Origin of the sequence: Pseudomonas sp. DTU12.3 (assembly GCF_004124275.1) — a bacterium.
Classification (GTDB): Bacteria; Pseudomonadota; Gammaproteobacteria; order Pseudomonadales; family Pseudomonadaceae; genus Aquipseudomonas; species Aquipseudomonas helmanticensis.
Map to the genome: position 1 here is coordinate 3,770,499 of NZ_CP027218.1, position 11,435 is coordinate 3,781,933.

Consider the following 11,435-nt stretch of genomic DNA (forward strand, 5'->3'; position numbering starts at 1 on the left):
CTTTCTGTTACGAGCCATCTCCGGAGTAATGGTGTCCGAAACGTGCACTCGATTACAGGCTTTGATCAATAGTAAACGGCTCGACCATCACCCGACTGCCCAAAAAAATATCCACCACCAGCCGCACCGGCTATACATCCAGATTACTGACCTTGCTGCCAATCAACTGCTGAAAATGCCGATATGCCACTGCGTACTCAACCGCCTAAATACTCTGGCACGCACATCGAGACAGCTTGCGTCAGACATGTTGATCGACGCAGCAATCGGCGACTGGCAGTCGCTCAGTACGCGTAATGTCACAACGACTCACAGGATCAGGCAAGCATTGCACAGGATTGCACTACTCCCCGATCCTGAATAACCGCAAGAATGGCCATCCGACACACCGATTGAGGATGTTCCCATGCTTGTAAAAGCCTATGGTGCCCACGCTGGCGACAAACCCCTGGAGCCGATGCAGATCGAGCGCCGCGCGCCAGCAGCGCATGACGTGCAGATCGATATCGCTTTCTGTGGCATCTGCCATTCGGACCTGCACCAGGTGCGCGCCGAGTGGGCAGGCACGCAGTTTCCTTGTGTACCGGGGCACGAGATCGTTGGTCGCGTTGCGGCCGTCGGCGCGCATGTCGCCGATTACAAGGTCGGCGATCTGGTCGGTGTCGGCTGTATCGTCGACAGCTGCAAACATTGCGACGACTGCGAAACCGGTCTGGAAAACTACTGCGACGGCATGATCGGCACCTACAATTTTCCGACCCCGGATGCACCGGGCTGGACGCTCGGCGGCTACGCGCAAAATATCGTCGTGCACGAACGTTACGTCTTGCGCATCCGTCATCCCGAAGCGCAACTGGCCGCCGTCGCGCCGCTGCTGTGCGCGGGCATCACCACTTACTCGCCGCTGCGCCAATGGCACGCCGGCCCCGGCAAGAAGGTCGGCGTGGTCGGCATCGGTGGTTTGGGCCACATGGGCATCAAACTCGCCCACGCGATGGGCGCGCATGTCGTCGCCTTCACCACTTCCGAGTCCAAGCGTGAAGCGGCAAAAGCGCTTGGCGCCGATGAGGTGGTGGTGTCGCGCAATGCCGAGGAAATGGCGGCGCACACCAAGAGCTTCGACCTCATCCTCAACACCGTGGCGGCGCCGCACGATCTCGATGCATTCCTGGTGTTGCTCAAGCGCGATGGTGCGTTGACGCTGGTCGGTGCGCCCGCCTCGCCACACCCGTCGCCGAACGTCTTCAACCTGATCATGAAGCGCCGCACGATTGCCGGCTCGATGATCGGCGGCATTCCCGAGACTCAGGAAATGCTCGATTTCTGTGCCGAGCACGGCATTGTTTCCGACATCGAACTGATCCGCGCCGATCAGATCAACGCGTCTTACGAGCGGATGCTCAAGGGCGATGTGAAGTATCGCTTCGTGATCGATAACGCGACGTTGGCCGGCTGACGCGCAGGCCCATTGGCAGCCATCGGTTGCCCATGGGCCTGGGCAATTCCGTCGCCGGGATTTGACAGGCCGGACGTTGCTCGCCAGAGTCGCACCCCTTTTCCAGCCAAACATGCCGCACGGTTGTGGCGAACAGGGGTTGTCGTTGAACCAGAACACGTTGTCCATGCGCCTGGAGCGCGTCGCCACTCACATACCCAATGGCGCGCGCCTGGCCGATATCGGCTCGGATCATGGCTACCTGCCGGTGGCACTGATGCGCCGTGGCGCAATCACCGCGGCGGTGGCTGGCGAAGTGGCGCTGACGCCGTTTCATGCAGCCCAACGTACCGTTCGCGAGAACCACCTCGACGCGCACATCACCGTGCGCCAGGCCAACGGGCTGGCGGCGATCAAGCCTGAAGACCGGATTAGCGCAATCAGCATCTGCGGCATGGGCGGCGAAACCATCCGCGACATCCTCGAACACGGCAAGGCCCACCTCAGCGGCGGCGAACGCCTGATCCTGCAACCCAATGGTGGCGAACAACCGCTGCGCCTGTGGTTGATGGAAAATGGCTACCGTATTCTCAGCGAGGAAGTGCTGCGCGAAAGCCGTTTCGACTACGAAATCATCGTTGCCGAACGCGTCGGGCCGGTGACTTACACCGACCAGGAACTGTACTTCGGCCCCTTGCAGATGCAGGCCCGCAGCCCCGAGTTCCTGATCAAGTGGCAGCACAAACTTCGCCACAAGCAGAAGACCCTGAGCCAGATCACCGCTGCGCAGCAGGCGCTACCCGAGGACAAAGTGCAGGACATCACGCGACAGGCTCAATGGATCACCGAACTACTGGCCTGAACCGCGCAGCGCGGTCCGTAAACTGATTTCGAACGTTGCCCCGATCTCGTTCAATAAAGCCAGGCTGCCGCTTCGCGCATGAAAATCTCGACGGTCTTTGCACCGATCCCCTCGAATTCGCGCAGGCGCTTCTCAAAATCCTCGCGGTTGGCGCTCGCCGCGACAATGTTCTTCACCCGACCGGCGTACTCATTGTTGAGTTTGTTGGCCAACGCCAATAATCGCGACGCCGTGGATTCGTCGTAACGCACGTAATGTGCCTGGCCGAGCATCTTCACCAACTGCCGATGCGTGCAGCTGGCAAGCTTGTGCGGTGTATCACGCTGATGTTGATCGACGATGACCTGATAGGCCTTCGCGGCAATTGCACCCTGAATTCGCTTGCCCATGAGAAAACTGGCGACAAGCCATTTGAAAAGTCCCGCTTCGTTCGCGTCATCCAGGTTTATGTGCAGATCGCGCGCGTTGATGAGGGTCGGCACTGGGCAATCCTCGAAGGTGGTTTGCGTAGTCACGTCGACCTTTTTCTGCGTTGATACGTTCAATGAATCAACCGGCGAAATAATCGACGGCTGATAAATTGTAAAAAAGAATTTCAAGGCTTGGCTGCGGTCTATCAGAGACTCACCACAAGAGCCCACCATCATGAAATTCGCACGCTTCTGTCAAACCCTGTCCACTTGGTCTGGCAGCTCGAAAACCTTTCTGGTCGCCATTGTCCTGATCGTCGTCTGGGGTCTGACCGGCCCTTACTTTCATTACAACGACACCTGGCAACTCATCATCAATACGTCGACCACGATCATTACCTTCCTGATGGTCTTTCTGATTCAAAACACCCAGAACCGCGACAACGACATTTTGCATCTGAAGATCGATGAGCTGATCCGAGCTACGACCGCCGCGCAGAACGCTTCGTTATGCCTGGATAAAATGGGCACAAGAGATCTGAGGAAGCTGCGCGAGCAATACAGCGCTCTGGCGGAAAACGATCAGGTCGATCTGGCCGCTGCAAAGGATGATTCGCAAACAGATGCCTGATAGGAACAGGCAATGCTCGAAGACGAACCGGCATAGGTAGACTCGTTGTCACTAGCTACCATGGTTGAACACCCAAGCCCTGGAGTTCGTCATGTCGAAAACCCTGTTCATCACCGGTGTCAGCAGCGGCTTCGGCCACGCGCTGGCCAAGGAAGCGCTTGCTGCCGGCCACCGCGTCATCGGCACTGTACGCAATCAGGCCGATCTGCAAGCCTTGCAGTCACTGTCCGCGGAAAACGCTTACGGGGTGATGCTCGACGTCACTGACTTCGAGCGGATCGACAGCGTCGTCGCTGAGGTTGAAGCCACTCACGGCCCGGTCGACGTACTGGTCAACAATGCTGGCTACGGCCACGAAGGCATTTTCGAAGAATCCCCGCTGGAAGAGATGCGCCGGCAATTCGACGTCAACGTCTTCGGTGCAGTCGCCGTCATCAAGGCCTTCTTGCCGTTTTTTCGCCAGCGGCGTGCGGGCCATATTCTCAACATCACGTCCATGGGCGGCACGATCACCATGCCCGGGATCGCCTATTACTGTGGGAGCAAATTTGCCCTTGAAGGGATCTCCGATACCCTCAGCAAAGAGCTGCGCCCGTTTGATATCTTCGTCACCGCGGTGGCGCCGGGGTCGTTTCGTACCGACTGGGCCGGTCGCTCGATGCAGCGCACCGCGCGCAGCATTGCCGATTACGACGCCAGTTTCGATCCGCTCCGCAAAGCGCGCGAAGAGAAGAGCGGCAAGCAACTCGGTGACCCGCAAAAGGCTGCGCGGGCGATGCTGCAGATCATCGCCAGCCCGACGCCTCCAGCCCATCTTCTGCTCGGCAGCGATGCTTTGCAGTTGGTCCGTGACAGGCTGCAACGCGCACTCGCCGAGGTTGATCAGTGGCAAGCGTTGACCCGCTCCACCGATCATTGAGAGAGGATGCAATGACCCAGGCCGATGCAACCACCGCGCGCATGGTCCAGCTCACGGAGGTTCTCGCTCCGGTTGAGGGCTACAACCTCAGTGCGCTCGACGGTGCGGGCGCGCAGGGAGGCTCGCTGCGTGCCGCACTGAATCGCCAGGGGCATTTCGGCAAAGTCAGCCGTGCGATCCGCAAGATCCACAACAGCTATCAGCAGCGCCTCGACGTCGAGCAGCTGGCCGAAGAAGCGCGCATGAGCGTACCGAGTTTCCACTTGCACTTTCGCAGCGTCACCGACACCTCTCCCATGCAATATCTGAAGTCGACGCGCCTGCATCAGGCGCGATTGCTGATGCTGCGCCAGGCCATGAGCGCATCGACCGCAGCGTTCAACGTCGGCTATGCCAGCGCCTCGCAATTCAGCCGCGAATTCAAACGCTTTTTTGGCCGCACACCGCAAGCGGAGATCGGGTGGATGAAGGCGACTTACGCGTTGCCAGCACCGTCGACACCTTCGGAGTACGTTTCTTCGCACTAGCGATTAGTTACAACAGATCACAAATGAAGTACCTCAGCCCTTATTTATCAATCTGCCGCAACTTCTTAAAGTCCACTCCAACAGCAACCTTTCATTCCGACGGGTTAGCGAGCGGAGAGAACCCCAATGCCTTTCATCAGCGTACGCATCACCCGCGACGGCGTGACCCGGGAGCAGAAAGCCCAGGTGATCAAGGAAATCACCGAGACCATGCAACGCGTGCTCAACAAGGATCCGAAGCTCACGCACATCGTCATCGAGGAAGTCGATACGGATAACTGGGGTTATGCGGGCATGACCACCACCGACTACCGCAAACAGTTGTCCAGCCAGTAATTTCGGATCCCTGAGGAAATCATCATGAACACATCGAAAAAAGTTGTAGTGATCACTGGCGCCTCGCAAGGCATCGGCGCTGGCCTGGTCGAAGGCTTTCGCGCACTTGGTCATCACGTGGTGGCGACCTCCCGTTCCATCAAACCGTCGGATGATCCGGATATCCTGAGCGTGGCCGGCGACATCGCCGACCCGCAAACCGCCGAGCGGGTGATCCGTCAAGCCGTCGAACGTTTTGGCCGAGTCGATACGCTGGTGAACAATGCGGGGATTTTTCTCGCCAAACCGTTCACTGCTTACAGCCAGCAAGACTATGCCCTGATCGTGGCGACCAACATGAGCGGCTTCTTTCACATCTCGCAATTGGCGATTGCTGAAATGCAGAAGCACGGCAGCGGACACGTGGTCAGCGTCACCACCAGTCTGGTCGACCATGCGATTGATGGCGTGCCATCGGTGCTGGCTTCGCTGACCAAGGGCGGCATCAACGCAGCGACCAAATCGCTGGCCATCGAGTACGCAAAACGCGGAATTCGGGTCAACGCGGTCTCCCCCGGCATCATCAAAACCCCGATGCACGCTGAGGACACCCACGCAGCGCTTGGCAACCTGCACCCGCTGGGTCACATGGGCGAGATCGATGACATCGTGCAAGCGATTCTCTACCTCGACAGCGCGAAATTCGTCACCGGCGAGATTCTGCACGTCGACGGTGGCCAGAGCGCCGGCCACTGATCTTTGCGCCACTGCACCGGCGGTGTGTACCGGCGGTGCCGTTTCCTGTGGTAAACATCAGGATGAATGATCCTCGGTGTCAGCCAAAATGAAGCGTCACTTTGAAGACTTGCAATTGGGCAGTATCGAACTGTTTTGCCTCGCCGCCGAAGCGGGCAGTTTTACCGCCGCCGCTCAGCTCGCCGGGGTGACACCCGCCGCCGTCAGCCGGTCGATTCTGCGTCTGGAAAAACGCTTGGGTTCACGACTGTTTGCGCGAACCACGCGCAGCATCCGCTTGACCGACGCGGGCAGAATATTTTTCCAACAGTGCAGTCAGGCCCTGACGCAATTGGTTGAAGCCCAACAACAAGTGATGGGCGCGCAGACCACACCGTCGGGACGCTTGCGCATCAGCCTGCCGACCACTTACGGGCACCACCGGATTTTGCCGCTGCTGCCAAAATTTCGTGCGCTGTACCCTGAGGTCAGCGTCGATATTCACTTGGGCAATCGCAATATCGACTTCGTCGGAGAAGGCTACGACCTGGCAATCCGCGTTCGCGCCCAACCGGATTCGACGTTGATTGCGCGCCTGCTCGAAGACGCGAAACTGGTGGTGGTCGCCTCCCCCGAATACCTGAAGAAGGCCGGAACACCGCAGACGCTGGAAGATCTGCTCGACCATGAATGCATCCAGTTCGAACTGCCCAGCAGCGGGCGACGGATCTCATGGTTATTCGAGGAAAACGGCCGCGATCGTGAGGTGATTTCGGACGGCGGCTATTCATGTTCCGACGATGTCTTGGGTGGCGTGACGTTGGCGAAACATGCTGCGGGAGTTTTTCAGACGTACAAATTCATCGTCGAAAAAGAGTTGGCCGATGGCAGTCTGGTCGAGGTGCTACAGACTTATGGCGGGCGCTCCCGACCGTACACCTTGCTGTATCCGCACGGTCGCTATGTGCCGCAACGGGTGCGGGCGTTTGTCGATTTTCTGCTGGAGTATCGGGATGAGTGGGCGGCAGGCCAGTGACACCCACTTGTCAGCGACGGCTTAAACGCTCAGCAGTCGCTTGGTCATTGCCATCGAGGTGTCGAGCGATTGCCCGGTACGCTGCAATTTGTTCAGCAAACTGGCGCCCAGCCACAATTGATACAGCGTCTCCGCCAGTTGCCGGGCATCGCCCTCGGGCAAGCTCTGTTGCGCCTGGCCTTCTTCGATGCAGACAGCGATACGCGACACCACTTGCTCGGCGCCGTCACGCAAGGTGAGGCGCATCGATTCGGACAGGTCGGCGACCTCGGCACTGAGCTTCACTACCAGACACTCATCACCGTGCCCTTCGAGGGTGCAGCGGTTCAGCCAGCCCTGCCAATAATCCATCAGCCGCTCATAAGCATTCAGCTCAGGCAGGGTCAGGCGCCGCTCCATGTCGGCGAGATAGCCGACAAAGTAATCCGCGAGCAAGGCTTGGCCATACAGCTCTTTGGACTTGAAGTAGTGATAGAACGAGCCCTTGGGCACGCCGGCGGTTTGCAGGATTTCGTTGAGGCCAACACTGGTGAAGCCCTTCTCGGCCATCATCCGGTGGCCGGTGTCGAGCAAGTGTTGGCGGGTGTCGTCGTAAGTCGGTTTCATGGGGCGCAAAGTACCAGACAATAGACCAGTCGTATATTTCCGAGGATGAGGAGTTTGCCACAGCCGGTGAGGAAAAACCTGCGTCGAAAAAATTACTAGACGACTGGTCTAATTGGAAACTATGCTGCGCCCCGACAACCTTTCCACCGGGTGTCGTCGCCGGGCAAATTCCTTGTGCCGCGACGCCACTCGAACAATCCAGGGTGCGCTATGAAAATCTTGATGGTTCTGACTTCTCACGATCAACTCGGCAACACCGGCAAGAAAACCGGCTTCTGGCTGGAAGAATTCGCCGCTCCCTACTACGCCTTCAAGGACGCTGGTGCCGAGATCACACTGGTGTCCCCGGCTGGCGGTCAGCCGCCGCTGGACCCGAAAAGCGATGAGCCCGATGCCCAGACCGCCGAGACCGAGCGCTTTCGCAACGACCCGACCGCGCAACAGGCACTGGCCAACACCGGACTTCTGGCCAACGTCAGCGCTGATGATTTCAATGCGGTGTTTTATCCAGGTGGGCACGGCCCGCTGTGGGATCTAGCCGAAGACCAGCACTCGATCGCCTTGATCGAAGCATTCGACCGCAGTAACAAGCCCCACGGTTTTGTCTGCCATGCGCCCGGCGTGCTCCGTCACGTCCTCGCGGCAGACGGCAAACCGCTGATCCAGCATCGCCAGGTCACCGGTTTCACCAATGCCGAAGAAGCTGCAGTCGGCCTGACCGACGTGGTGCCGTTCCTGATCGAGGACGAGTTCCAGCGTCTCGGCGGGCATTACTCGAAAGTCGCTGACTGGCAGGTGCATGTGGTGGTTGACGGGCAACTGGTCACTGGCCAGAACCCGGCCAGTTCCGCCGCTGTCGCCGAAAAGCTGCTGAAAATGTTGGGCTGAAACTGCATCGCAACTCATACCAACGCCGTGCACGGGGTGCCGGCGTTTTTTTTACATTCGACTATTAGTCGACTGGTCTAATAAGCCAAATACAAGGTAACCCATGAATCACAGTAGTTTCTTCAAACCCGCCACACTCGGTCATCACACCCTGAAAAACCGCATCGTCCTGCCGCCCCTCACCCGTCAGCGCAGTACACAACCGGGCAACATCGCCAACGAACTGATGGCCGAGTATTACCAGCAACGTGCCGGCGCCGGTCTGCTGGTCACCGAAGGCACGCAGATCGAACCTCGCGGCCAGGGTTACGCCTGGACGCCGGGCATTCATACCGCTGAACAGATCGCCGGCTGGCGAAAAGTCACTGACGCCGTGCATGCCGTCGACGGCGTGATTTTCGCCCAGCTGTGGCACGTCGGTCGGGTCTCGCATACTGCCTTGCAACCCGACGGCGCAGCGCCCGTATCCGCCTCCGCCGTAGCCACCGATCGAGTCAGCGTGTTCATCGAAACCGAACCCGGCGCAGCTGAACTGGTTGCCCCGTCCGCGCCGCGCGCGCTGGGCACCGTTGAAGTCGAAGAACTGGTCCAGCTCTACATCCAGGCTGCACGCAATGCCATGGACGCGGGCTTCGACGGTATCGAACTGCACTGCGCCAATGGTTATCTGGTCAACCAGTTCATCTCTGCCCACAGCAACCTGCGCGACGATCAATATGGCGGCTCGTTGCACAATCGCCTGCGTTTTCTGCGTGAAGTGGTGGCGGGCGTCGCCGAGTGCATCGGCAAGGAAAAAGTCGGTGTGCGCTTCGCGCCACTGTTCACCACCACCGATGAAGCGCGGACTTACCTGGGCATGGTCGAGGAAGATCCGCACACCACTTACATCGAAGCGATCAAAGTGCTTCAGGATGTCGGCATTGCTTATCTGTCCATCGCCGAAGCCGATTGGGACAACGCCCCGGCGATGCCGCACACGTTTCGTCAGGCCGTGCGCGACACCTTCAGCGGTGCGATTATTTATGCCGGACGCTACACCGCCGAATCCGGCGCGCAATTGCTCGATTGCGGATTGGCCGACTTTGTCGCGTTCGGCCGCCCGTTCATGGCCAACCCCGACCTGCCGGCGCGTATCGCCAATGACTGGCCGCTGAATGCGTTGAATCCGGCTACGGTGTATGGCGGTGACGCCAACGGCTATGTCGATTATCCGGTTTATCGCGGCTAACCGTTAAACATCAGTCCAGCAACCGCGAAGCGCTTCTGAAACATCAGGAGCGCGATTGGCCCATGCGCTGACTTTCGCTCAAGCGCACACAAAAAACCTATACACAAACTACAATCTGTACAACTATCTGGACTTAACGCTCAATTCTCCACCGGTAGCCTGCTGCCGCTCATGACGCTGAATCCGTGCAAATGAACAAAACCAATCGGCTGTGCCTGGTCCTGGGTGACCAGTTGTCTTTTGATCTGGCTTCATTGGCAGATCTGGATTGCGCGCACGACAGTGTGCTGCTGGTCGAGGTCATGGAGGAAGCCAGCCACGTTGCCCATCATCCGCAAAAGATCGCGCTGATCTTCAGCGCCATGCGGCACTTCGCTCAGGCGCTGAGAAACAAGGGCATGCGAGTTCATTACGTCGCCCTCGACGACCCGCACAACAGTGGCTCGGTGCCCGGCGAGTTAAGGCGTTGGCAAGCGCTGTTGCAGGCGAACGAGTTGCACATGACCGAATGCGGCGACTGGCGCCTGGAGCAATCGCTCAGAGACTGCGGTTTACCGATCCATTGGCATGCTGATCGGCGTTTCCTGTGCAGCCGCGAGGAATTTGGTGCGTGGGCAGCTGGCAAAAAGCAGCTGCGCATGGAGTTCTTCTATCGCGAGATGCGCCGCAAAAGTCGCCTGTTGCTCAACGGTGACGGCACGCCGGTCGGCGGTGCGTGGAACTTCGATGAAGACAATCGCAAAACCTTGCCGAAAAACCTGAAGGCGCCCTACCCGCTCCGTTTCGCCAATGATGCAACGACCCTCGCCGTCATCGACCTGGTAAAGGCACGTTTCGCCAGTCACTACGGCAGTCTGGATGATTTCAACTATCCGGTGACCCACGCCGACGCCCAGGCATTGTGGGCGTACTTTCTCGACTATGGCCTGGCGGGCTTCGGCGATTATCAGGACGCCATGGCCAGCGATGAACCCTTCCTGTTCCATGCACGCATCAGCGCCGCGCTGAACATCGGTTTGCTCGACCTGCGCCAGCTGTGCAGTGATGTCGAGGCGGCCTATTGGTCCGGCAGCATTGCATTGAATGCGGCCGAAGGCTTCATCCGTCAACTGATCGGCTGGCGTGAATATGTCCGTGGCGTTTACTGGCTGAAAATGCCCGAGTACGCCGAGGGCAATGCGTTCGCAAACACGCGGCGTCTGCCTGAGTTCTACTGGACCGGCGCAACGCAGATGAACTGCATGCGCCAAGCCATCGGCCAAAGTTTGAAACACGCCTACGCCCATCACATCCAGCGGCTGATGGTGACCGGCAATTTCGCCCTGCTCGCCGGTATTGCGCCGAGCCAGATCTGTGAGTGGTATCTGGCCATTTACATGGACGCTTTCGATTGGGTCGAGCTGCCCAACACCCTCGGCATGGTCATGCACGCCGATGGCGGTTACCTCGGTTCCAAGCCTTACTGCGCCAGCGGCCAGTACATCAACCGGATGTCCGACTATTGTCGCGACTGTGTTTACGCGGTGCGCGAAACCACGACTGACAACGCTTGCCCTTTCAATGCCTTGTACTGGCATTTTCTGATGCGCCACGGTGATCTCCTGCGTGGCAATCAGCGCATGGGCATGATGTACAAAAACCTTGATCGCATGCCGCAAGAAAAGCAGCAGGCACTGTGGCAACGCGGGCAGCGCCTGCTCGACAGGCTGGATAACGGCGAGGCGCTTTGAAGACACCGGCGCGCCTGGCCTGAGTGCAACTTAAATATGCCGCCCCGTGTCAATGGGTGACAAAGCGCATGGGTGTTCGTGTTAAACGCGCCGATTGAATGCACAGCAGATAG

12 protein-coding genes and 2 pseudogenes are annotated in these 11,435 nt (G+C 58.6%); 11 read left to right on the forward strand and 3 right to left on the reverse strand.

Annotated features, from left to right (window positions below; all coding sequences use genetic code 11):
* Positions 1-133: 133 nt before the first annotated feature.
* Positions 134-297: pseudogene (locus C2E19_RS29215) on the reverse strand (gfo/Idh/MocA family oxidoreductase); the annotation flags it as partial.
* Positions 298-406: 109 nt separating this feature from the next.
* On the opposite strand from C2E19_RS29215, the gene C2E19_RS17145 reads away from it, so the two are divergent.
* Together C2E19_RS17145 and C2E19_RS17150 are read left to right on the forward strand one after the other, a co-directional pair.
* On the forward strand, positions 407-1,456 hold the full coding sequence (locus C2E19_RS17145) for an NAD(P)-dependent alcohol dehydrogenase (protein ID WP_129394283.1): 1,050 nt from the start codon (positions 407-409) through the stop codon (positions 1,454-1,456).
* 145 nt (positions 1,457-1,601) lie between these two features.
* Positions 1,602-2,297 (forward strand): tRNA (adenine(22)-N(1))-methyltransferase TrmK, encoded by a 696-nt coding sequence (locus tag C2E19_RS17150; RefSeq protein ID WP_305955834.1) that lies wholly within the window; start codon positions 1,602-1,604, stop codon positions 2,295-2,297.
* Positions 2,298-2,347: 50 nt separating this feature from the next.
* Here C2E19_RS17150 and C2E19_RS17155 read toward each other — a convergent pair whose 3' ends face one another.
* Positions 2,348-2,779, reverse strand: coding sequence for a DNA methylase (locus tag C2E19_RS17155; protein ID WP_129396144.1), 432 nt, complete (start codon positions 2,777-2,779; stop codon positions 2,348-2,350).
* A 163-nt stretch (positions 2,780-2,942) separates the two neighbouring features.
* Between C2E19_RS17155 and C2E19_RS17160 the strand changes: the two genes are divergently transcribed.
* The 6 genes and pseudogenes from C2E19_RS17160 to C2E19_RS17185 all read left to right on the forward strand — a co-directional run bounded on the left by C2E19_RS17160 (position 2,943) and on the right by C2E19_RS17185 (position 6,870).
* On the forward strand, positions 2,943-3,338 hold the full coding sequence (locus C2E19_RS17160; RefSeq protein ID WP_129394285.1) for a low affinity iron permease family protein: 396 nt from the start codon (positions 2,943-2,945) through the stop codon (positions 3,336-3,338).
* A 91-nt stretch (positions 3,339-3,429) separates the two neighbouring features.
* Positions 3,430-4,257: an oxidoreductase gene (locus tag C2E19_RS17165; protein WP_129394286.1), complete on the forward strand. Its 828-nt coding sequence runs from the start codon at positions 3,430-3,432 to the stop codon at positions 4,255-4,257.
* A gap of 107 nt (positions 4,258-4,364) precedes the next feature.
* Positions 4,365-4,784: pseudogene (locus C2E19_RS17170) on the forward strand (helix-turn-helix domain-containing protein); the annotation flags it as partial.
* A 126-nt stretch (positions 4,785-4,910) separates the two neighbouring features.
* On the forward strand, positions 4,911-5,120 hold the full coding sequence (locus C2E19_RS17175) for a 4-oxalocrotonate tautomerase family protein (protein ID WP_129394287.1): 210 nt from the start codon (positions 4,911-4,913) through the stop codon (positions 5,118-5,120).
* Between the two features lie 24 nt (positions 5,121-5,144).
* Complete coding sequence (locus tag C2E19_RS17180) at positions 5,145-5,855, forward strand: SDR family NAD(P)-dependent oxidoreductase (protein WP_129394288.1); 711 nt, start codon at positions 5,145-5,147, stop codon at positions 5,853-5,855.
* Between the two features lie 88 nt (positions 5,856-5,943).
* Positions 5,944-6,870, forward strand: coding sequence for a LysR family transcriptional regulator (locus C2E19_RS17185; protein WP_129394289.1), 927 nt, complete (start codon positions 5,944-5,946; stop codon positions 6,868-6,870).
* Positions 6,871-6,891: 21 nt separating this feature from the next.
* Here the strand turns inward: C2E19_RS17185 and C2E19_RS17190 are convergent, their stop codons facing one another.
* The gene (locus C2E19_RS17190; protein ID WP_129394290.1) at positions 6,892-7,476 is read right to left on the reverse strand and encodes a TetR/AcrR family transcriptional regulator; all 585 of its coding nucleotides are present in this window, start codon (positions 7,474-7,476) and stop codon (positions 6,892-6,894) included.
* A 210-nt stretch (positions 7,477-7,686) separates the two neighbouring features.
* Between C2E19_RS17190 and C2E19_RS17195 the strand changes: the two genes are divergently transcribed.
* From C2E19_RS17195 to C2E19_RS17205, 3 genes are all read left to right on the forward strand, one after another.
* Positions 7,687-8,364, forward strand: a complete 678-nt coding sequence (locus C2E19_RS17195) for a type 1 glutamine amidotransferase domain-containing protein (protein WP_129394291.1) — start codon at positions 7,687-7,689, stop codon at positions 8,362-8,364.
* A gap of 103 nt (positions 8,365-8,467) precedes the next feature.
* Entirely contained in the window at positions 8,468-9,592 is a 1,125-nt protein-coding gene (locus C2E19_RS17200; protein ID WP_129394292.1) for an alkene reductase, read from the forward strand.
* A gap of 191 nt (positions 9,593-9,783) precedes the next feature.
* Positions 9,784-11,322: a cryptochrome/photolyase family protein gene (locus tag C2E19_RS17205; protein ID WP_129394293.1), complete on the forward strand. Its 1,539-nt coding sequence runs from the start codon at positions 9,784-9,786 to the stop codon at positions 11,320-11,322.
* Positions 11,323-11,435 lie beyond the last annotated feature (113 nt).